Source organism: Rhodococcus sp. LW-XY12 (genome assembly GCF_019317345.1).
Taxonomy (GTDB): Bacteria; Actinomycetota; Actinomycetes; order Mycobacteriales; family Mycobacteriaceae; genus Rhodococcus; species Rhodococcus pyridinivorans.
In genome coordinates, this window is sequence record NZ_CP079226.1 from 220,822 (window position 1) to 240,286 (window position 19,465).

Here is a 19,465-nt window from a genome sequence, read left to right on the forward strand (position 1 = left end):
TCGGCAAGACAACATTTCGGCATCCGGCCGTCGTCGACCTCCTCGGCGGTGCACCCACCCCACCCTCGGGTGCAACCGCCGATCCGGTTGCACCCGGCGATGCGATCGACGGTGCATTGGTTGCACCGGCGGTGACCCCACACGAGCGACCTGTGCCGCGCACAGCGAGGCGCACCGGCCGCGTTGCAGCGGTTGCCATCGCCATTGCAGTGGGGGTTGCAGCCGTCACCATAGGGGTGATGTGGAATGCACGCGGCGAAGAGTCCGCAGCGGCAGCACCGCCGTCCGACGATGTGGGCACACCGATGCTCGAACTGTCCGCAACGCCGACGGCGCCGGCGTCGGATCTCGATGACGATTGCCGCGCCGACCGGGGTGACCAGCGCAGTGGCGCCGGGGTGATCGCCGCCTGGAACTACGCCTATTACGTCCGGCGCGACGCGGTCGCCGCCCGCGCCTTGGCCACCCCGAATAGTTCCGTCGTCCCGGCCGAGCAGCTGCAGCCGTTCATCGACGAGATCCCCGTCGGCACCAATTACTGCGTCCGCACCAAGGCCTTGTCCGAGGATGTCTATCTCGTCGACCTGTCGGAACTGCGCCCCGACGGCGTGCAACGCATCACCCAGACCGTCACCACCCAGCAGATCGACGGCACATGGTTCGTCGACGTCTTCAACTGACCACCGACTCGGCAACCCGCCCGTTTCCGTGAGGTTCGTGCGGCGCACCTCGTCGATGTCCTGTCCGCACCCCGGGTAGGGGAGTGAGATGCCAAGAGCACGTGTCAGTAGTCGAATCAGCACCCCTCTAGAGAATGTCGTAGAAAGAGGCTTCCGTCGTGTCCGATGACTCCCCTCAGTCCGCACCGCCGTTGCGCCACGATGCGCGGCCGGTGCGTTCGAAGATGCTCGGTGTCGCCGCGGTGGCAACGATGGCGTTGCTTCTTGCGGCGTTGGCGTTCACGCTGTCGTTCGATGCGTTGCGGGCACTGGCCATCGAAATCAACGTGCATCCGAGTCGTGCATGGATGGCCCCGGTTGCCATCGACGTTGCACAGGCCGCTGCAACAGCCGGCTACGTCATCTTCCGCGTTGCCAACCGGCACCTTTGGGCGCGGCGCTACTGCATGAGCTTGGCGGTCGTCACCGTCGCGTTGAGTGTGGTGGGCAACTCGTACCACTCCTATCAACTCGCCGCCCGCAACCTCGCACGCGTTGCAGCGGGTGAGCACCTCGGGTTCATCCCACAACCCCCAGCCATTGCCGCGGTCATTGCGGCGATCTTCCCGCTGTTGTGGCTGGCACTGTTTCACCTGTTCACCATGATGTTGCAGGTTGTCATCGACGAACGCGCCCAACGCCGTGATGCTGCAACGGTGGATCAGCTCGTGCACCGTGAGGGCACCACCGCTGCACCGATCCGCCCCGCGACCGAGAAGACGACGGAGCACGATTTCACGCTTGCCGCGGTGGCAACGCCGGAGAGCGCAATCGATGCCGGCCGCGCCCACGAGGTGCACCACGAAGCGCAGAGTGCATCACCCGGCACCTCACGCAAGTCCGGCGTTGCGGGTGTTGCCCTCGCCGAGACGACCGTGGACGCCGATGTTGTCGGGAACGCCCGCGGCGCCGATGCAACGCGCAACGGTTACCCGCATACCGCGGCCGGGTTGCAGCAGTTCCTCGCCGACGGCAGTTTCACCGACCCGGTCAAACGCGTGGCGGCGATGCTCATCGACGAGCCGCACCTGCGGCAAACCCAGGTTGCGCGGCGGTTGCACGTCGATAAGTCCACGGTCAGTCGTCGGTGGCGCTCGTTCGTTGCGGCCGCCGAAGCTGAAGGCTTCGCCGTGCCGCCGCTCCCGGCGGTCGACAGCACCGGACCGGTGCGGGAACTGCAACCCGCGTGACTCATGTCTGAGGGGTTGCTGCGGTCCGTGAAGCGGCAACCTTCCCGACTTCGCGTTCCCGCTCGCGTCCCCACTTTCAGGGCGATGTCATGCGTCGGTGCCTCATGCTCCCCTGAGCGAGGCCGGCCGTACCGGACAGCTCAGCGAGCCTCATTGACCGCACTCGAGCCCGGTCGACGGGCGTTTGCACCGAAGTCGGGCCTTCAGGGATTCGGTTCCCACGGGTTGACACACCGGACACCGAGCGGGTCGAAGTGCTTGGTGTTGCGCGTCGCCACGGTCATCTCGGCGGCCTGGGCGACAGCGGCGATGAGAGCGGCGTCGAACGGCGCATGTTCGGGCGCCCGGTAGGTGGCCAGCACCCGGGCGGCCGGCAGATCAAACGGCAACACACGGTCAGCGAAGGCGGGCAGGACCCGTTCGTCGAACCACCGGCGCAGGACCACTCCCTGATTCGGGTCGGATCGCTCCTTGGCGACTACGCCTCGTTCGATCTCGGCAATAGTCATGGCCGTCACGAACAGGTCGGCCACCGGCACCGACGCCGCCCAAATCTCGACCGACCGGTTACGGCCCCGAACTCGCAGCGCGGACACCACGTTGGTGTCCAGAACGTACTTCACAACTCGGCGGTTCGGGCGGTCAAACCGAGGCGCTCGGGCTCGAACTCGATGTCGGCACCCTCATCGGTGCTCAAGAGGTCGACGAGCGTGACTGGCTCCCGCTCGAGGGCCTCGCCGAGGATGTCGCGTACCTCCGCCTCGACCGACCGGTGATGCTGCTCAGCACGCGCCCGCAGGGCAGCCTTGGTTCCCGCGGGAAGGTTGCGGATCAGGATCTGTTCCACCGTGACCACCTCCGATATCACACTAGTGATATCACCCAGGAATGTCGGAGAACCGCGACCCGGTGATTTATCCGGGACGGCATCGTCGGCGCTGGCGACATCCTGGACCGCATCGCCGCGGTCGGAATTCAGTGGCCGGCCGTCTATACCGATGACCGCGATCTTGTCCTTACCCGCGTGACGAACTGGCTCGGATCGTTCCTTCCTGATCGGGCACCCGCGGCGGAGGTGGGGCAGTCGGTTGCCGAGCCTTCGGCCGAGAACTATCGCGCTGTGCTCGACGGGCTTTTGGCCGCAGCGACGGCTCACCCCCGCAGCATTCCGGGAGATGCTGGGGCGGTCCTCGAGGGTGACCCCGAGGGCCGACGACAACGGCGCCTTTTCCTGCGGAGTCGACCGAGGGCGCGGACCAGAGCTCGATCGGTGAGTTCGGGCGGGAGCGGTCACCCGTTCCTGGTGCTTCCGCGCCACTGCTGCGCGGCGGCGTGCCCTCGAACGCCGGGCAACACGATCGGCCCACGCGGTCGATGAGGGGTCAGCGGCAGCAGTTCGGGTCCAGCACCGCACGTAACGCGTCGAGGGCTTCGGTGCGGGCGCGGTGGAAGACGTTCATCCCACGTCGTTCGGATTCGACCATGCCGGCCTTGCGGAGCTGGCCGAGGTGGTGACTGACGGTGGATTCGGTCAGGTCGACGCCGGTGGCGAGATCGCAGGTGCACACTTCGCCGTCGTCGGCGGTGAGCAGGATCGACACGAGTTTGATGCGGACCGGGTCCGCGAGGGCCTTCAACCGCAGGGCGAGTTCGAGGGCCGCATCGTCGCTCATGGGGGCGGCCGAGACCGGCGCGCAACAGATGGGGGCGCTGACGTCGATGACGGGTAGGGCTTTCGGCATCCTTCGAGCTTATCTACTTTCTTGACATACGTCGAAAAGGTGGCGCATTCTGTAGGCGTCCAGTACTTCGATATATGTCACACAGGTGGAGGATGTCATGTCCCGCGCACAACTCGCCCTCAACGTCGACGACCTGACCGAAGCGGTCACCTTCTACACCAAACTGTTCGGTGTCGAACCGGCCAAGCTCAAGCCCGGTTATGCGAACTTCGCGATCGCCGAACCGCCGCTCAAGCTCGTACTGCTCGAAAACCCCGGCAAGGGCGGCACCATCAATCACCTCGGCGTCGAGGTCGAATCCAGCGAGAAGGTTCACGCCGAGATCGCCCGCCTGACCGGCGAAGGACTGTTCACCGACGAGGAGATCGGCACCACCTGCTGCTTCGCCACCCAGGACAAGGTGTGGGTCACTGGCCCCGCCGGGGAGAAATGGGAGGTCTACACCGTCCTCGCCGATTCGGACACCTTCGGCTCGAGCCCACAGCACCTCGACGACCCGGCTACCGCCGAAGGCGGCGTGTGCTGCGGCACCGCCGCCGCCCCGACCGAAGGGACGCAGCAGACCCCAACTACAACGTCCTGCTGCTGAACAACCCACCTCATGTCGGCCACCCAGGTTCGGGTGGCCGACATCGATGTCGTCAGCGACGAAGCCGCTGGGCGAGGTCGGCGACACGAGCGGCGATGTCGTCGCGGACCAGCCGCATCCGTTCGATGCCGTCGATGCCGCGTTCGGATGGCTCATCGGTGTCCCAGTTCTCGAACCGTGTCCCGGCCACCGGATCGAGACGGGCTTCGCGGCCGAGGGTGACCACCAAATCGACATCGCGGACCAAGTGCGGATCGACCGGTGTCGGGATCTGCCTGGTGATATCGACGCCGACTTCGAGCAGCACCTCGGCTGCCAGAGCGTTGATGCTGGTACCGGGTTTCGTGCCGGCGGAGTGCACCGCGACGGTGTCGCCGGCAGCGGCTTTCATCAGCCCGGCGGCCATCTGGGATTTTCCGCCGTTCTTCACACAGACGAACAACACCGAGGGTGTGCTCACAGGCGAGGCCCTTTCACGCAGGTCAATTGTCGAGATCGAGGTCGGCGACGGCAGCCTTGGCGGTGCGGCCGACGCCGAGGATGGTGGCCGAACCGGGACCGGTCCAATCGCCGTAACCGAGCAGATGCAAGCGCGGCTCCTTCAACGAGCGGGTGCCGCAGACCGGCACCGTGCCGGTGTGGTCGCGCAGCCGCAACGGCCGCAGGTGTGCGAGGGCGGGACGAAAACCTGTCGCCCACAACACGACATCGGCCCGCTGATGGCGCTCACCCCAGGCGATGCCGTCGACGGTGAGCCGATCGAACATCGGCAGGGCGGTCAAGACGCCGCGTTCACGTGCAGCGAGGACCTCCGGAACCATCACGATGTCCCCGAGGGCGGCGATGCCACCAGGATCGGGCCGGCCCGCAGCCAGAGCGACCGCACGGCGGGAGGCGAGCTCGAACAAGGCCCGGCCGTCGACACCATCGGGCAGGAACCGCGGCGGACGGGTGGTGACCCACGTGGTTGCCGCGACGGTGGAGATCTCGGCGACGAGCTGGGCGGCGGAGTTGCCACCCCCGACCACGACGACATCGGCGCCGGTGAACTCGGTCGGGGTGCGGTAGTCGACGGTGTGCAGTTGCCGCCCGGCGAACAGACCCGCGCCCGGATAGCTCGGCCGAAACGGTCGCTGCCAGGTGCCGGTGGCACTGATCACCCGGCGCGCCCGCCACTGCCCACGGTCGGTGTCGACCAGCACAGCGGGGCCGTCGCGGCGCACCGCCTGCACCCGCACCGGCCGCTCGATCGGCAGGCCGTAGCGGGCTTCGTAGGCGGTGAGATAGTCCACGACATGACGTGCCGGCGGGAAACCGTCCGGCCAGCGCGGCATCGGCCACCCCGGCAGCGACGCGAATTCCGCCGGGGAGAACAGTCGCAGCGACGGCCACATGTGCGGCCACGCCCCGCCTGGGCTGTGCTGATCGTCGAGGATCACGAAGCGGTGCCCGGCCCGGCGCAGGTAGTAGCCGGCAGCCAGACCCGCCTGCCCACCGCCGATCACGAGCACCTCGACGTTCGTCGTCATCGAAGAACCTCGCAGGTCAGCGCGGTGAGGACGGGGTGGTCAACTCGGCGACGAGGGCTTCGACCTTGGCCTTGATCTCGTCGCGGATCGGGCGCACCGCCTCGACGCCTTGACCGGCCGGATCGTCGAGCACCCAGTCCCGGTATGACTTGCCCGGGAATACCGGGCAGGTGTCCCCGCACCCCATCGTGATCACCACATCGCAGGCGTGCACTGCCTCGGTGGTGAGGATCTTCGGATTCTGACCGGAGATGTCGATGCCGACCTCGGCCATCGCCGCGACCGCGGCCGGATTGACCTGATCGGCCGGGGCGCTGCCGGCCGAGCGCACCTCGATCCGGTCACCGGCGAGGGCGGTGAGGAAACCGGCGGCCATCTGTGAGCGGCCGGCGTTGTGGACACAGACGAACAACACACTCGGTGTGCTCACGGCTCAAACCTCTTTCGATGCGGGCACGTGTGCCGACTCGTGACGGGTGAAGCGGTTGCGCAGGGCGAGGGAGACGTACACCAAGGCGACGAGGACCGGCACCTCGATAAGTGGCCCGACCACTCCGGCCAGCGCCTGTCCGGAGGTCACCCCGAAAGTGCCGATCGCCACGGCGATGGCCAGTTCGAAGTTGTTGCCCGCCGCGGTGAACGCGAGCGTGGTGGTGCGCTCGTAGCCGAGGCCGATCGCGGCGCCGAACAGATAACCCCCGCCCCACATGATCGCGAAGTACGCCAGCAACGGCAGCGCGATGCGCACCACGTCCAGCGGCTGGGAGGTGATCTGCTCGCCCTGCAGCGCGAACAGGATCACGATGGTGAACAGCAGACCGTACAGCGCCCACGGTCCGATTTTCAGCAGGAAGGTGTCCTCGTACCATGTACGGCCCTTGGCCTTTTCGCCGAAGTGGCGGGTGAGGAAACCGGCGATCAGGGGGATTCCGAGGAAGATGAGCACCGATTTGGCGATCTGCCACGGCGAGACATCGAGGGTGGCCTGTTCGAGTCCGAGCCAGCCGGGCAGCACCGACAGGTAGAACCAGCCGAGGACGGCGAACATGATCACCTGGAAGACCGAGTTGATCGCGACCAGCACTGCTGCGGCTTCGCGGTCCCCGCACGCGAGGTCGTTCCAGATGATCACCATCGCGATACAGCGGGCCAGACCGACGATGATCAGGCCGGTGCGGTACTCGGGCAGATCCGGCAGCATCAGCCAGGCGAGGGCGAACATCAGGGCGGGGCCAAGGATCCAGTTCAAGATCAGGGAACTGATGAGGAGTTTGCGGTCGCCGGTGACGGTATCGAGACGGTCGTAACGCACCTTCGCCAGCACCGGATACATCATGATCAGCAGGCCCAGGGCAATCGGCAGGGAGATGCCGTCGATCTCGATGAAACTCAGAGCCTCGCCGAGTCCGGGGATCATCCGGCCCAGTAGCAGGCCGACGACGATGGCGGCGCCGATCCACACGGCCAGGAATCGGTCGAGGGTCGACATCTTCCCGACGACCGCCGGGTGATCGGTGTTCGTCGTGGTCATCGCGTCGCCTCCGCTGCATCGTTGACGATGGCGCAGTCCGAGCCTGGTACGACTCCGCGTTCCGGGGACAGCACGGCCGACAACTGGGCCAAGGCCGATGGGATCACCCGGTAGTACACCCACGTTCCGCGGCGTTCGCAGTCGAGCAGACCGGCTTCGCGCAGCACTTTGAGGTGATGCGAGATGGTCGGCTGGGACAGGTCGAAGGCCGGGCTGATGTCGCACACGCAACTCTCGCCGCCCTCATGGCTGGCGATCAGGCTGAGCATTCGTAGGCGCACCGGGTCTCCGATCGCCTTGAACATCCGAGCCAACTCTCCGGCCCAGTCCTCCGTCAGAGGTTCCCGTACCAGTGGCGCGCAACAGAGGTCGTCACTATCAATTTGAATCGACACCCATCAATATTGACAGTGATCGAATCAACGGGCAAACCGGGACCACGCCCCATCGGAGCAGGACCGGAAAGTGCGAGCTCAGCCCGAACGACTGGGTCAGGAGCCACGTGGCGGCGTACGACGCAGGCGGGGGAGCCGAAGCGTACGAATTCGAGGCATGCCTGGGATGATCCTGACTCTCTGATGAACCGTGATCGGGTGTGGTCCCAGACCGACCGGCGGTTCGCGCTTCTTGCCGCTGTCCTCGAGCAGTCCAGGTTCGAGGACAGCGTCGGAATGTCCCGAGCCGGCTTACCTGAAGTGGTCCTCAAAACCGCTGTACAGTCCCCCCTATCATGGGAAGGGTCACGGCAGAGCACGGCAAGTCGGAGTAGGGGTGAGGCAGATGAGCGTCGTCACGCCGAAGACCTTGCGTCAACAACTCGTGCAGTCCGCGGTCCTGGACAAGATCATGAGCAGCGGCATCTCGGTCGACACCGAACCCGTGCGCCGGAACCTCCGGACGATCCGCCGGCAGGTGGGGCGCAGTCCGCTGATGGACCGCTACCTCGACCGCTGGGACAGGATCGTCCGCGACAACGACATCGACGGTATCCGCACGATCGTCGAGTCGGACGACGACACCAGCCGGGAGATGCGGAATCTGTCGCCGCTGTCGGTGCTGCTCAGCGACGACGAACGCCAACGTGTGCTCAACGAGTTCGGAACCCGGCTCAGGGGTACCGCGACACGGTGAATCGGGAAGAACTCGGGCGCGCGATCAAAGCTGCGTGTGCCAACCTCGACGAGCCGCGTGTGATCGTCCTGGGCTCTCAATCGATCCTCGGCAGTTTCGACACCGATGAATTGCCCCCGGCGACCTTCTTGTCTCGTGAAGTCGACATTCTGCCGTTGAGTGGGATCACGGACCCGCCCTCGGTCGAGGACAAACTGCTGCTGCTCGATGCCCGACTTGGTGAGGACTCACCTTTTCATACTGCCTTCGGGTTCTATGTCGAAGGCATTCACAAGGATGTCGTGGTCCTCCCGAAGAATTGGGACAATCGGCTCGTCCACTTCGTCGTCGACGACGACGCGTCCACCCGGTACGGGCGGACCGGGTTGTGCTTGGACCCGGTGGATCTGTGCGTTTCCAAGACGATCGCCGGCAGAGAAAAGGACTACGAGTTCGTCGCGGCACTCGTGACGGAACAGCTCGTCACGGCCACCGCGATCCAGGACCGCATCGCGAGCGGTATCGACTGGCCACCGACCTACATCGAAGACCAGGAACGGTCCCTCGCCAGAGCTCAGAGCTGGTTGGACCACCTGTCGAGCCGGGTTGTGGTGCGGTCCGACGGAAGTCGCGCCACACCCACGTCACCGCCGACTGCTGGACCCGAGATTACAGCTGCACTCCCTTGGGCATCCGCATCCGATCGAGCAGATGTTGGACCGAAGGACCCGAGAGGGGAACAGCGCGGAACCTGAGCTTGGCGATGACGGCCCCACCCGGGAGGTCGGGGCCCGACCTGTTGCGTTGACGGCCTCACCGACGGCGAGGCCACGGTGTTCGGCATCAACCGAATCCATGAGACGCGGCGGGAAGGAACTACACGTTGGTTCCTGCTCTCGTCTTTCCTTCTGCCTCGAGATTGCGTCGAGGACCGCTGACAGTATGGGATCGGATGGCATGGCCGACCAACCCATGAAGTTGCGGTCGGCTTTGGCGTTGGCCATCGGTCCGATGTTGCCATCGAGGATGACCCGCAGGTGCGGTGCGAGGTGCTGCATCCACCAGGAGGGCACGGCGGACATCGAGCCCGAGGTCCTGGCCGACCACCTTCACACCTCACCCCAGGCTGGGTCGAAAGCGCTCAAAGGCCACGAGTATGTGGCACCGGCAGAAGGTGGCTGGACGGTCCACGGACGGCAGGGGCTGTCGACGCGTTTTCTCGATGAGAATCCGACGCCGGAGGTGCCTGCACCTACTGTCCGAGTACGACTACCGGCCCGACCATGCTGGGCCGGGGAGAACAAACGCAGATCCTCCGGGATGAGGTCTCAACGGCCGTTGCCGTTGCGGACGAGAGCTTGAGCATTGCGGATCAGCGATTGGAGGGTGCCGCGTTCAGGATCCCACCACTCATTGGACCAGCTCAGCGCGCCGATGATCAGCCCTTGAGCAGCTCGCAGATCCAGATCGGGATGCAACTGGCCGGCCTCCTCGGCCTCCACGAGATGACGTCGCCAGATCGCACCGTATTCGCGGCGAAGTTCCTGTTGCCGATCCCGGATGCTCTCGGGCATCTGGCTCATATTGCGCGTGGACGCCGCTGCATAGTGGGAGATCGTCAAGGCGACTTCGAGGTGCCCGGCTACCGCTGCGAGTACGCGGTCCAGTGGCGTCGCCGTGGGAGGAAGCGCGTCGATCACGGAAGTCACATGCTCGATGAACCGGTGGTGCCCGACGGCCATCACCTCATCGACGAGGTCTTCACGTGAAGGGAAGTACCGGTAGATCGCCGGGGTCCTGATTCCGGCGATCTCCGCGATGTCGGACAGCTTCGTACCGGCATAGCCTTCCCGATACATGTAGCTACGAGATGGCCGCGCCCGGCGGAGGTTGTACGCATGTGGCCCTCGTCGTCTGCACAGTTCTTCCCTGCGGCCTTGCAGGAGCTTACCCAGCCATGAATGCCAGCGCGGCATGCTGATCAACCTAATTCAGTCGTCTACACTATAAGTTGTTTGCAGAGTAATAGTTGATCTGGTAGGAGCCATGCGATCGACAAGTGAGCTGGTCACGGACGCACTGAGCGTGCTTCGCGCTGCCGACGTCCGGGTGGAAACGAACGGCTCCCTCGGGGACTGGATGCTCGCCCTTCCGGCCCAGCGAGTACTACCGGTGCGGATGAAAGCGTCCGCGTCGCCTCCCACGCCCAGCGCCCTGAAAAAGCTTGTCGACGCGCAACGTAAGAAGCAACGCGACGTGAAGCTCTTTCTCGTTGTTGCGCGCGCCACTTCACATCTCACACAGTTGGCCCATGCTTCGGCCGTCCACCTGCTCGCTGTAGATGAACGGCGTCTGATCGTCGACGGCACCGACTACTCCACGACGATCAATCAAGAACCCACACCCGACCACATACCGCTCCGCCGCAGGGGGCGACCGCCGTGGATCCGGTGGGCGATCGAACGCCTCCTGCTCTTGTCCCCCCAACCGCTGCCCCAGAGGATCCTGGCCAGCCACCTGCACACCACACCCCAAGCTGTGTCGAAAGCTCTCAAAGGCCACGAGTATGTCGAACCGGTAGAAGGCGGCTGGACGGTCCACCGACGGCAAGAGCTGTTGACCCGCTTCCTCGACGAATATCCCGGCCCGGGAGGTGCCTGCACCTACTGGTACGGACTCGACGCGCCCACTGGGCAGATCACCGATGCACGACAACTGTGCCGCGACATGGACGTTTGCTGTCTCCAGACGGGAGACATCGCCGCTGACCATTACGCACCGTGGCGCATGCCGGTCACTGCGGCGCTTTATATGCGCGAACTTCTCGATTTCGTTCCTGCTGGCTTCAGCGTCGCTTCCCGCGAGGAGTACACTTTCACAGCAACCGTCCCAGAAGATCCCACCCTCTGGCGTACCGCCGCCGTCCTCACGGACTCAACCCCCGAGTTCGTCGACCCGATCATTGCGCTGCACGATGTGATGCATGGTGAAGGAACAGACGCACTCGACGCAGCCGAACACCTACAGGACGCGATCCTTCATGGCGCGGTACGTAGATAGCCGCCGGCAGTGACCGACATCGTCGTCCAATCAGCATCGAACGCAGCCGATCTCGGTCTTCGCGCCCTTGCGGACCTGGCCGCCGCAGCCGCAGGTCTCGACTATCGGGTCATCGGTGGCCACATGGTCCATCTGCTCACCTACGTCTATCCCACCAGCGACGCACACCAACGTGCCACCGCCGACGCGGACGCCGGCATCTCGCCAGAAATCGCAGGAAGTCCCGACCTCGACACCAAACTCGTAGGCCGCGGATACACGCGCGTCCGGGGGAACAGATGGGAGGCCCCCTCCGGCGATCCCGACCATCCCCTCGCAGTCGACCTGCTGGTACCAGCGACCTCCGGACAAGGACGAGAAACAAAATTCCTCGGCGACAAGAAATTCGGCTTCGACGCCATTCCCGGACTGTCCCTCGCACTGCACTCCCAGCCGCTCGACGTGACGGTCCACGCCCAGCTCTACAACGGTGATTCCACCACGTTCACCGTATGCATACCGGACGTGGAATCGGCGGTCGTGCTCAAAGCTCTCGCCTGGAACAGCCGCCATCACCCGAAGGATGTCGAAGACTTGAGCTCGTTGATGGCCATCGTCCACCAACACCGAGACGATCTCCAGGTATGGAAACTCGACCAACCCTGCACAGGTTCTCGAAAAGACGCCGCGCGTGTCCTCTGAGGCTTAGCGACTATGGCGGACAAGGGACAACGTATTACCGGCCTGCGCATGGCGCATGCGCGCTTCGGCGCCCTGATCCAGCGTTACATCCACGGATAAGGATCGACTGATGGCGAGATCGTCTCTGCCGCTGCGTGCACGGACTGCGTCCACCGCACTTCGGCGTGCCCATGCCGCGCGCTGGACCTCCACACTCGGCAGCGCAGGATGGGTCGCACCCCGCCAGGGTGCACCGAACACTCTGGGGCGCCGCCAGAAGGTGACCACAGCAACCGCGCTGCGGCTCGACCGCATCGTCGACGAACTCGTTACCGCCTTCCGCGCATCGAATGGCGCTGCAGCCGTCTCGAGCACAGTCGTACTCGGCGTCGCGCCGGAAATCCACGACCGCCTGATCTGCGCCTACCTGCTCGACAAGGCATTACCGGCACCTACGGGGGCGCAGGTCCGCGTCGAGATCAAGCGGGAAGGACCTCGGATCAGCGTGCAGGTCACCCTTGAACCGGCTTCCACGACGACCAGGAGCGCCCCCACACAGCGTCAGCGGCGGCACACGTGAGCCGGTGACCCTCTCAGCCCCGCGAGCGCGTTCGACCCCGATCGCTGGAACGACGCGCACGGTATAGCGGGATCGGCGTCGACTTCGGCTGACTCCCACCGAGCACGGCCTACCCCTAGGACCACCTCGCCGAATGCATACTTTAAAAGTAAATTGAAAGTATGTCGGCGCATGAGGTTCCGTTCTCGGACATCCAGAACAAGGGCAAAGCGACGCTGTCGGCGTGGCAGCGCTCAGGCACGCGCCCGCTGCGCGTGACCCGACGCGATGACGAAGATCTGGTCCTGATCACAGCGACCCGAGCCGACAGGAACGTGCGGTCCTGACAGCGGCGACGGCCATGGTCGATGCCCTGCTGCACGCGAACAATCCCGGGCTTGTCCGCACTGTCGTCGAGGCGGCGTTTCCGTGGGTGAGCTACCTCTCCGACGAGGAAGGCGCCGATTTCATCAACGAGCTCATCACATCGCTGTGCGCAGGCTCATCCCTGGACAATCCGGCTCTCGCGGCCCGCGCCATCGAGATGTGGCGTCATACCGCGGAGGTGTATGCCGACCCGGAGCTCGCCCGCATCCTGTCGACGCCATCCGAGGGCGATTTCGGAACTGTGCCGGTGCCGGAGCTGTGAGCCCTGAACGAGGGAAGCAGGTCGCGCTGCCGGCATCCGATTCCGATTCTCTGTGGGAGCTGCGGTTCGCGACCAACGAGGCTGCGAAAGGCTGGGACGAGCTGTGTCGGCAGGCGCCGGCGAACACGTTGGTGGCCTACGAGGAGATGCGGCGCCGCGAGGTCGAGCAAGTGCCCACCACGCGTCATCACCGGCTCGAAGGCACGCTCGCGTCCGGGGTGCGCAACGGTAGTGAGAGGGAGCAGTGGCAGTACGAGGTCACTGCCGACAGGCGAATCTGGTATCTGATGGACGTCGAGCGGCGCACGTTGTGGTTGAGGTATGCCGGTACAGCGCACCCCGAAAAGATGGAGTGATCTTTCAAGGAGGACGTTGTCATCGAATGCGTACTCGGCTGTGTGACTATGCGGACCACAGTCCCGCGTTGTTCTTCGCTTCGCAGACCGGCCTTATCGACCCGTCACGCCGACTGATGCATCTGTCGACGCGGAATCAGTTTGGCGCGTACTGCTTCCTTTGTGTGCGCCCGTGCTTCGATCTCGCGGGGGCCGCGGTACCGCCGCGCTGCAAACAGCCCTCGACGGCAGCCGACGCGAGAATTTCGGCACGATCGTGTCGATCCCGGACAGATGCAGGTTGCTGATCACCACGACGCCGCGCCGCGAATCGGCAACACCGATGAGACAGTGAACGCTTCGGCGGCAGCCTGACCCCGGCGGCAGCATCCCGATCTCGCCCACGACGAGCAACTCGGTCCGGGCAATCCTGCTGATGGTCGTGCGGGTCGCTCCATCGAGATGCTCAGGGATCCTCCTGAACATCGGCGACATCGAGACCCCAACCGGAAAGCGCCTGTGCATCTCGAAGGATTCATCTCACCGATGCGGGACTACATCGTGACCGAAAACGCGACCGAACGTACTTCCCGTGACTACGTTCGATGGAAACCGAACGTCCACCAGCGGAAAGGATTCCACTGATGTCTGACGCATCGAATCCCGGCGGTGCCGGTTCGCCCGCACCCGGCTACTACCCTGACCCATCCGGTGTCATGCGATGGTGGGACGGAAGCCGGTGGACCGATCGCGTACAGAACAGCGGACCGCCTCCGTCGGCACCTCAGCCGCCCAAGAAATCGCACACCGTGCGCAACATCTTATTGGCGCTGGTCGCAGTGGGTGTATTGGCGATCGGTGGCTGTATCGCATTCCTCGCTGTTGCCGCGAACGAGGTCAACGAGGCAATCGAAACCGCGGAGGCCCAGGACTCTGCCCCTGGCGGGCCCGATAACCCCCTGACGATTTCCGAGGGTCAACCCTTCGAGGTTTCGGGCTTCCAGTACGCACCCGGATGGTCCGTCACGCAGGACGGACTCGGTTACGTCCAGATAGAGGGCCTGAAGGTGACCAATGCGCGAGGTGACAGGGACGGCGCGTTCGTGGAGATCAAGTTCATGGACGGAAACGAGGTAGTGGCGCTCGTCGACTGCACGACAGAACAGATCCCGGTCGGTCAAACCACGTCCTTGAACTGCTCCAGTGGCGACAAGTTCCCAGCGACGTACGACAGGATCACCATCAACGACACCTTCTGAGCGCAGCAGGAGCTCATGCCGGCGCCGACTGCCGTCACGGTGCTGCGTGAGGGGTGTTGCTGAGGGTCAAGCCCCTGGTAGTGGTGTAACTCGTTTTTGATCCTTCGTTGGTGGTCAGGCGGGTAGTTGCATCAGTTCATCGGTGCTCACCTCCGTCGCCTGGCTGGTGTCGGTGTTGGTGGTCAGGGTGAGCCGGCAGCGGCTGAGCACTTCTAGGCCGAGGTATCGGCGGCCTTCGGCCCATTCGTCGGTCTGCTCGGCCAGGACGGCGCCGATGAGGCGGACGATGGCATCCCGGTTGGGGAAGATGCCCACGACGTCGGTGCGGCGGCGGATCTCGCGGTTGAGCCGCTCGGTTAACCGGCCCTCCCACGACACGATCACGGTTGCAGCGTGAGGTCCTGAGCCGACGACCGGTTGAGGCGCATGCTGGCGGTGTCGGCTCCGATCGAAAGGCGGCGGACAATGACCGTTCGGGTGCGCATCAGCAGCAACGGGCATGTGATCGACGGCCAATGGGAAGGATGCGCAGCAGCAAACGCGTTCCTGACGCATCTGGCCGGACGCGGATTCAGTTCGGCAACGGTGCGGGCATATGCGTTCGACGTGCTCAATCTGGCCCGATTCCTGCTCGATCGCGACCTCACGGTGGCTGCGGTGACGCCGGTGACGGTGTTCGAGTGGGTCGACTGGCAGAACGTGCACCGCAAACCCCGCCCAGGCATGGCGACACGAGGTGATCGGGGCACTGCGGCATCGACGATCAACCGACGAGTCGCGGCGATACGCGCATTGTTCGAATACCTGGTGATGACCGGGATACGCACCGAAAATCCGGTGCCCTCACCGCGGCGCGGACAGGGACTGCGACCACCAGCGCGAGGACTGCTCGGACACCTCGGGCCGGGCCGACCCCGAGCCGGAGGCAGGCTGGTACGCCAACCGCGGCTACTGCCCGAGTCCCTCGACGCCGACGCGATCGAGCAGTTTGCGGCGTCGCTGCGCACCCATCGGGATCGAGCGATGTTGTGGGCGATGCTGTTCGGCGGGCTGCGCAACGCCGAGGTGCGATCCCTGCGGTTGGCAGACGTCGATTTCGGCCAGCGACGACTCCGGGTGCTCGGCAAAGGCTGCAAGGAACGGGTGGTGCCGGTCGATGCGGTGTTCTTCACCGAACTGTCGGCCTATCTGCGCCTCGAACGGCCACCGGGGTTGGCGACCGAGGAGTGTTTCGTGGTGCTGCGCGGCCCCACCGCGGGGGCGCCGGTGACCGAGGCGGGACTGCGGTCGCTGTTCCGGCGGCACCGGGACCTCTCCGGTGCGACGAGGGTGCGTCCGCACCGATTGCGCCACACCTACGGCACCGAACTCGCTGCCGCCGGAATCGATCTGATGGTGCTGCGAGAATTGATGGGGCATGTGTCTCCGGACACCACTGCCGAATATGTGCATTTGTCGGTCGAGCAGCTCGCCGCCGAATACGGCGCGGCCCGCGCCAGTCTCGCCGGAACACGACAATGAGCACCGCGGTGGTTGCGACGGTCGTCCTGCCGGCCGGACCGGGTGCGGTGCTCACCGACTACCTCGAGCACGTCGCCAGCCTCGGGCTCAGCGACAGGTCGGTGCGCGCTCGCACCCTCATCGCGACCACCTTCCTCACCACGCATCCGGACTTGCGGGACTGGATGACCCGACCCGCTGCCGACCGGCTGGCCGAACTACGCCGCACCGGGGCCTGGCCACTGCTGTGTCACCTCATCGGACGCGGCAACCTGCGGCTCGACCTCGAACTCGCGGCCGTCAAGAACCTCACCGGACTCGGCCGGGCCGTCGAGGACCGCGACCCGGACGGGTTCGCCGCGGTCCGGGCCGCCGGCCTGGTTTTGGGGTGGACACCGCAATGGGTCGAGACCGTCCTCGGCGAGTGCCTGGCGGTGCTGCTCGCCTGGCACGGCGGTTCCGTCAGCGGTGTGAGCGCCGAGACCGTCGGCGAGTTCGACGCCGCATTGGCTGCCACACAGTCAATCCCGGATACATCGAAACGCGCCTACCGCAACCGTATCGCGGGACTGCGACAAATGCTGTTTCAGGCCCGCATCGTCGACACCCCACCACGGCGCCGACCGTGGGCCCGCACCTACGCCCAACGCTTCGCCGACGCCCCGATGGCCGATCCGATCCGCGAGGCCCTGTTGCGTTACGTCACCGTCCGGGCATCGGTGCTCCGCCCGAAATCGGCCGAATCGCTGATCAACGACCTGCTGCCGTTCGCGGACTACCTCACCACCAACCATCCCGAGGTCACCTCCCTCGAGGATCTCGACCGCAGTCACATCGAGGGCTTCCTCGTCTGGAATCGCACCCGCACCTGGCGTGGGCAACGCGCCGCTGCCGGGGCCGGGCGCATCATCTCCAAGGCCGTGATCCAATCGACGGTACTGAGCGTGCGCAACCTGCTCGAGGACATCACCGAATGGGGCTGGGAGCAGGCCCCACCGCGCCGTCTGGTCTTCGCCGCCGACGTCCCGAAACTCGACCAACCGCTTCCGCGGGCATTGCCGCCCGACATCGATGCTGCGGTGATGAATGCGGTTTCCCAGCTGGATGATTCGTTCGCTCGTATCGGGTTGACGGTGCTGCGCGGAGCCGGTCTGCGGGTCGGGGAGCTACTGGATCTCGAGCTCGGCAGCGTCATCGATTACGGCCCGGCCGGGACCTGGCTCAAGGTTCCGTTGGGCAAGCTCGCCACCGAACGCATGGTCCCGCTCTCGGCGACCACTATCGCCGCGTTGGACGAGTGGACCGGCGGGCGTGGTATCTGTCGGCCATTGCCGCATCCCCGCACCGGAGAGTTGACCGATTTCCTGTTCGTCGCACACGGCCGCCGTCTCAGCCAGACCCGGCTGCGCAACGGTCTGCTCGCTGCCGTCGAGGCTTGCGGACTGCGTGGGGCCGGGGGTGCGCCGTTGGTGGTGACCCCGCATCAGCTGCGGCATACTTGGGCCACCGAACTCGCCAACGCCGGGATGAGCCTGCAGGCGTTGATGGCGTTGCTCGGGCATGTCACTCCGCAGATGACTTTGCGTTACGCCACTTTGGCTTCACCGACGTTGCGGGATGCCTATGACCAGGCGATGGGCAAGATGCGGCGGCGGTTCACGCTCACTCCGGTCGGCAAACCGATCGTCCCCGACGCGGTGAGTTGGCTCGGCAGTGAGATGCTCAAAACGCGTGTTGCCCACGGTTACTGTTCCCGTCACGAGAGCGCGGGTGCGTGTCCCTATGCCAACATCTGCGAGACCTGCGACAACTTCGTCACCGGACCTGAGTTCCGCGGCGCGCTCGAGGCGCAACGCACCGACATCCAGGCTCTCGAGGTCGATGCTCGTGACCGTGGATGGCCCGATGAAGCTGCCCGGCATCATCGTGTCGCTGAGGCGTTGACCGACCACTTGCAGCGTCTCGATCGCTGATTCGATGTGAGATCAGGGTTGATCTCATCCCTGAGGGCCGGATAATCGAGCGGTTGAACAAGGAAATCAAGCGTCGAGCCGATGTCGTGGAGATCTTCCCGAACCCGGCGGCGTTCCTGCGTCTGGCGACCGCGGTGGTCATCGAGCAGCACGACGAATGGCAGGTCACCCGCCGCTATGTCTCGGATGTGAGCATGGACGAGCTCCGTGCGGTGATCGCCGCGAAGGAACACGCTACCGAACCGGCGTTGTCGTTGACCGGCTCAAGCGAAACAGCATAGTATTCAGCACGACTCGTTGATCGCTACGTGTGCTGCAGAGCCAATCCGAAGTCCACCACTCCACGGGGCGCTATCGTTCGATCTGGATCGGGTAGTGGACGAGCGTCGACTGGAGTTGGAGATGTGTGGGCGAGCTCGATGAAGACGCCGACGCCGAATCGCTCACCGGTAATGCCACGGGTGAGGCGACGGGGACGTTTGTGCCCGAGTTCGTGCCGTTCGCCGGTCGGGACGGCAATCTGTTGTTGTCAACTCCCGCCCCGGTGCGCTGTGAGAAATAGTCAAATCCTGTGGATCGAGGGTCGTCAGGCGACCTCGGACACCGGCGAATCAGGTGACGGTTCGGGGGTGATATCGACGGGCCGTTCGAGGAGCTTGCCCTTGTGGAACAGAGCGCCGGCCCGTACGAGCGCGACCAGGTGTGGCGCGTTGATCGCCCGCCACCGGGACTGCGCGGCCTCGATCAGCTTGTAGGCCATCGCCATCCCCGCCGCCCTCGAACCCGGGCCCTTGGTCACTTTGGTCCTCAATCGCACTGTGGCGAAGGTGGATTCGATCGGGTTGGTGGTGCGTAGGTGCACCCAATGCTCGGCTGGATACCGGAAGTACTCGAGCAGCACGTCGGCATCGTCGGTGATCTTCTTCACCGCCTTCGGGTACTTCGCGCCGTAGTCGCGTTCGAACGCCGCGATCGCCAACTGGGCCTTGTCGATGTCCTCCGCGTTGTAGATCTCCTTCATCTGATGAGGCTCAGCGAAGGTGCTCGCTTGTGCTCGTCG

Annotated in this window: 24 protein-coding genes and 3 pseudogenes; 16 read left to right on the forward strand and 11 right to left on the reverse strand. The window is 64.9% G+C overall.

Annotation, left to right across the window (positions count from 1 at the left end; genetic code table 11):
• The first annotated feature begins 239 nt into the window (after positions 1 to 239).
• Positions 240 to 680 carry a hypothetical protein gene (locus KXC42_RS27515; protein WP_257606234.1) on the forward strand — a complete coding sequence of 147 codons (441 nt, stop codon included), beginning with the start codon at positions 240 to 242 and terminating at the stop codon, positions 678 to 680.
• Between the two features lie 224 nt (positions 681 to 904).
• Positions 905 to 1,909 (forward strand): DUF2637 domain-containing protein, encoded by a 1,005-nt coding sequence (locus KXC42_RS25295; RefSeq protein ID WP_082921159.1) that lies wholly within the window; start codon positions 905 to 907, stop codon positions 1,907 to 1,909.
• A 203-nt stretch (positions 1,910 to 2,112) separates the two neighbouring features.
• On the opposite strand, the gene KXC42_RS25300 is transcribed toward KXC42_RS25295, so the two are convergent.
• The 3 genes from KXC42_RS25300 to KXC42_RS25310 form a co-directional block, all read right to left on the reverse strand.
• Complete coding sequence (locus KXC42_RS25300) at positions 2,113 to 2,532, reverse strand: type II toxin-antitoxin system VapC family toxin (protein WP_064257455.1); 420 nt, start codon at positions 2,530 to 2,532, stop codon at positions 2,113 to 2,115.
• On the reverse strand, positions 2,529 to 2,756 hold the full coding sequence (locus KXC42_RS25305) for an Arc family DNA-binding protein (protein WP_064257462.1): 228 nt from the start codon (positions 2,754 to 2,756) through the stop codon (positions 2,529 to 2,531). The genes KXC42_RS25300 and KXC42_RS25305 overlap by 4 nt, the downstream gene beginning before the upstream one ends.
• A gap of 535 nt (positions 2,757 to 3,291) precedes the next feature.
• The gene (locus KXC42_RS25310) at positions 3,292 to 3,651 is read right to left on the reverse strand and encodes an Rv2640c family ArsR-like transcriptional regulator (RefSeq protein WP_060654893.1); all 360 of its coding nucleotides are present in this window, start codon (positions 3,649 to 3,651) and stop codon (positions 3,292 to 3,294) included.
• A 97-nt stretch (positions 3,652 to 3,748) separates the two neighbouring features.
• Between KXC42_RS25310 and KXC42_RS25315 the strand changes: the two genes are divergently transcribed.
• The gene (locus KXC42_RS25315; RefSeq protein ID WP_064257461.1) at positions 3,749 to 4,240 is read left to right on the forward strand and encodes an ArsI/CadI family heavy metal resistance metalloenzyme; all 492 of its coding nucleotides are present in this window, start codon (positions 3,749 to 3,751) and stop codon (positions 4,238 to 4,240) included.
• A gap of 52 nt (positions 4,241 to 4,292) precedes the next feature.
• Here the strand turns inward: KXC42_RS25315 and KXC42_RS25320 are convergent, their stop codons facing one another.
• Genes KXC42_RS25320 through KXC42_RS25340 form a run of 5 tightly spaced genes read right to left on the reverse strand, consistent with a single transcriptional unit; the run spans position 4,293 to position 7,695 of the window.
• A complete protein-coding gene (locus KXC42_RS25320; RefSeq protein ID WP_064257454.1) occupies positions 4,293 to 4,700 on the reverse strand; it encodes a low molecular weight phosphatase family protein in 408 nt (135 codons plus the stop codon).
• A gap of 22 nt (positions 4,701 to 4,722) precedes the next feature.
• Positions 4,723 to 5,769: an ArsO family NAD(P)H-dependent flavin-containing monooxygenase gene (locus KXC42_RS25325; protein ID WP_064257453.1), complete on the reverse strand. Its 1,047-nt coding sequence runs from the start codon at positions 5,767 to 5,769 to the stop codon at positions 4,723 to 4,725.
• A gap of 16 nt (positions 5,770 to 5,785) precedes the next feature.
• Entirely contained in the window at positions 5,786 to 6,199 is a 414-nt protein-coding gene (locus tag KXC42_RS25330; protein WP_082921158.1) for an arsenate reductase ArsC, read from the reverse strand.
• A gap of 3 nt (positions 6,200 to 6,202) precedes the next feature.
• Positions 6,203 to 7,300 carry an ACR3 family arsenite efflux transporter gene (gene arsB, locus KXC42_RS25335; RefSeq protein WP_064257452.1) on the reverse strand — a complete coding sequence of 366 codons (1,098 nt, stop codon included), beginning with the start codon at positions 7,298 to 7,300 and terminating at the stop codon, positions 6,203 to 6,205.
• Complete coding sequence (locus KXC42_RS25340; protein ID WP_064257451.1) at positions 7,297 to 7,695, reverse strand: helix-turn-helix transcriptional regulator; 399 nt, start codon at positions 7,693 to 7,695, stop codon at positions 7,297 to 7,299. The genes arsB and KXC42_RS25340 overlap by 4 nt, the downstream gene beginning before the upstream one ends.
• Before the next feature lie 385 nt (positions 7,696 to 8,080).
• On the opposite strand from KXC42_RS25340, the gene KXC42_RS25345 reads away from it, so the two are divergent.
• Both KXC42_RS25345 and KXC42_RS25350 read left to right on the forward strand, forming a co-directional pair.
• Positions 8,081 to 8,431, forward strand: a complete 351-nt coding sequence (locus KXC42_RS25345; RefSeq protein ID WP_197481928.1) for a hypothetical protein — start codon at positions 8,081 to 8,083, stop codon at positions 8,429 to 8,431.
• The gene (locus tag KXC42_RS25350; RefSeq protein WP_197481929.1) at positions 8,428 to 9,165 is read left to right on the forward strand and encodes a hypothetical protein; all 738 of its coding nucleotides are present in this window, start codon (positions 8,428 to 8,430) and stop codon (positions 9,163 to 9,165) included. Before KXC42_RS25345 ends, KXC42_RS25350 begins: the two co-directional genes overlap by 4 nt.
• A gap of 573 nt (positions 9,166 to 9,738) precedes the next feature.
• Here KXC42_RS25350 and KXC42_RS25355 read toward each other — a convergent pair.
• Positions 9,739 to 10,386, reverse strand: a complete 648-nt coding sequence (locus tag KXC42_RS25355) for a TetR/AcrR family transcriptional regulator (RefSeq protein WP_082921157.1) — start codon at positions 10,384 to 10,386, stop codon at positions 9,739 to 9,741.
• Between the two features lie 70 nt (positions 10,387 to 10,456).
• On the opposite strand from KXC42_RS25355, the gene KXC42_RS25360 reads away from it, so the two are divergent.
• The 7 genes from KXC42_RS25360 (at position 10,457) to KXC42_RS25385 (ending at position 14,932) form a co-directional block, all read left to right on the forward strand.
• Positions 10,457 to 11,470, forward strand: coding sequence for a hypothetical protein (locus KXC42_RS25360; protein WP_156666232.1), 1,014 nt, complete (start codon positions 10,457 to 10,459; stop codon positions 11,468 to 11,470).
• 9 nt (positions 11,471 to 11,479) lie between these two features.
• On the forward strand, positions 11,480 to 12,151 hold the full coding sequence (locus KXC42_RS25365; protein ID WP_082921156.1) for a hypothetical protein: 672 nt from the start codon (positions 11,480 to 11,482) through the stop codon (positions 12,149 to 12,151).
• A gap of 109 nt (positions 12,152 to 12,260) precedes the next feature.
• On the forward strand, positions 12,261 to 12,710 hold the full coding sequence (locus KXC42_RS25370) for a hypothetical protein (RefSeq protein WP_064257447.1): 450 nt from the start codon (positions 12,261 to 12,263) through the stop codon (positions 12,708 to 12,710).
• A gap of 161 nt (positions 12,711 to 12,871) precedes the next feature.
• Positions 12,872 to 13,036: a hypothetical protein gene (locus KXC42_RS27520; RefSeq protein WP_231912114.1), complete on the forward strand. Its 165-nt coding sequence runs from the start codon at positions 12,872 to 12,874 to the stop codon at positions 13,034 to 13,036.
• 14 nt (positions 13,037 to 13,050) lie between these two features.
• Positions 13,051 to 13,338, forward strand: a complete 288-nt coding sequence (locus KXC42_RS27525; protein WP_231912113.1) for a hypothetical protein — start codon at positions 13,051 to 13,053, stop codon at positions 13,336 to 13,338.
• Positions 13,335 to 13,694 carry a hypothetical protein gene (locus KXC42_RS25380; RefSeq protein ID WP_064257446.1) on the forward strand — a complete coding sequence of 120 codons (360 nt, stop codon included), beginning with the start codon at positions 13,335 to 13,337 and terminating at the stop codon, positions 13,692 to 13,694. Before KXC42_RS27525 ends, KXC42_RS25380 begins: the two co-directional genes overlap by 4 nt.
• A 623-nt stretch (positions 13,695 to 14,317) precedes the next feature.
• On the forward strand, positions 14,318 to 14,932 hold the full coding sequence (locus tag KXC42_RS25385; protein ID WP_024100410.1) for a DUF2510 domain-containing protein: 615 nt from the start codon (positions 14,318 to 14,320) through the stop codon (positions 14,930 to 14,932).
• Positions 14,933 to 15,046: 114 nt separating this feature from the next.
• Here KXC42_RS25385 and KXC42_RS25390 read toward each other — a convergent pair.
• Positions 15,047 to 15,304 (reverse strand): annotated as a pseudogene (locus KXC42_RS25390) (transposase); the annotation flags it as partial.
• A 93-nt stretch (positions 15,305 to 15,397) separates the two neighbouring features.
• On the opposite strand from KXC42_RS25390, the gene KXC42_RS25395 reads away from it, so the two are divergent.
• From KXC42_RS25395 to KXC42_RS25410, 4 genes and pseudogenes are all read left to right on the forward strand, one after another.
• Positions 15,398 to 16,453, forward strand: coding sequence for a tyrosine-type recombinase/integrase (locus KXC42_RS25395; RefSeq protein ID WP_064257805.1), 1,056 nt, complete (start codon positions 15,398 to 15,400; stop codon positions 16,451 to 16,453).
• Entirely contained in the window at positions 16,450 to 18,405 is a 1,956-nt protein-coding gene (locus KXC42_RS25400; protein WP_064257806.1) for a tyrosine-type recombinase/integrase, read from the forward strand. Before KXC42_RS25395 ends, KXC42_RS25400 begins: the two co-directional genes overlap by 4 nt.
• 44 nt (positions 18,406 to 18,449) lie before the next feature.
• Positions 18,450 to 18,686, forward strand: a pseudogene (locus KXC42_RS25405) (transposase); the annotation flags it as partial.
• Between the two features lie 125 nt (positions 18,687 to 18,811).
• A complete protein-coding gene (locus KXC42_RS25410; RefSeq protein ID WP_156666319.1) occupies positions 18,812 to 18,967 on the forward strand; it encodes a hypothetical protein in 156 nt (51 codons plus the stop codon).
• A 24-nt stretch (positions 18,968 to 18,991) separates the two neighbouring features.
• Here the strand turns inward: KXC42_RS25410 and KXC42_RS25415 are convergent.
• Positions 18,992 to 19,426: pseudogene (locus KXC42_RS25415) on the reverse strand (transposase); the annotation flags it as partial.
• Positions 19,427 to 19,465 lie beyond the last annotated feature (39 nt).

Coding starts and splice junctions, on each gene's coding strand:
- KXC42_RS27515 (WP_257606234.1), top strand. CDS start 240: ATGTGGAATGCACGCGGCGAAGAGTCCGCAGCGGCAGCACCGCCGTCC.
- KXC42_RS25295 (WP_082921159.1), top strand. CDS start 905: ATGCTCGGTGTCGCCGCGGTGGCAACGATGGCGTTGCTTCTTGCGGCG.
- KXC42_RS25310 (WP_060654893.1), bottom strand. CDS start 3,651: ATGCCGAAAGCCCTACCCGTCATCGACGTCAGCGCCCCCATCTGTTGC.
- KXC42_RS25315 (WP_064257461.1), top strand. CDS start 3,749: ATGTCCCGCGCACAACTCGCCCTCAACGTCGACGACCTGACCGAAGCG.
- KXC42_RS25325 (WP_064257453.1), bottom strand. CDS start 5,769: ATGACGACGAACGTCGAGGTGCTCGTGATCGGCGGTGGGCAGGCGGGT.
- arsB (WP_064257452.1), bottom strand. CDS start 7,300: ATGACCACGACGAACACCGATCACCCGGCGGTCGTCGGGAAGATGTCG.
- KXC42_RS25345 (WP_197481928.1), top strand. CDS start 8,081: ATGAGCGTCGTCACGCCGAAGACCTTGCGTCAACAACTCGTGCAGTCC.
- KXC42_RS25355 (WP_082921157.1), bottom strand. CDS start 10,386: ATGCCGCGCTGGCATTCATGGCTGGGTAAGCTCCTGCAAGGCCGCAGG.
- KXC42_RS25360 (WP_156666232.1), top strand. CDS start 10,457: ATGCGATCGACAAGTGAGCTGGTCACGGACGCACTGAGCGTGCTTCGC.
- KXC42_RS25370 (WP_064257447.1), top strand. CDS start 12,261: ATGGCGAGATCGTCTCTGCCGCTGCGTGCACGGACTGCGTCCACCGCA.
- KXC42_RS27520 (WP_231912114.1), top strand. CDS start 12,872: ATGTCGGCGCATGAGGTTCCGTTCTCGGACATCCAGAACAAGGGCAAA.
- KXC42_RS27525 (WP_231912113.1), top strand. CDS start 13,051: ATGGTCGATGCCCTGCTGCACGCGAACAATCCCGGGCTTGTCCGCACT.
- KXC42_RS25385 (WP_024100410.1), top strand. CDS start 14,318: ATGTCTGACGCATCGAATCCCGGCGGTGCCGGTTCGCCCGCACCCGGC.
- KXC42_RS25395 (WP_064257805.1), top strand. CDS start 15,398: ATGACCGTTCGGGTGCGCATCAGCAGCAACGGGCATGTGATCGACGGC.
- KXC42_RS25400 (WP_064257806.1), top strand. CDS start 16,450: ATGAGCACCGCGGTGGTTGCGACGGTCGTCCTGCCGGCCGGACCGGGT.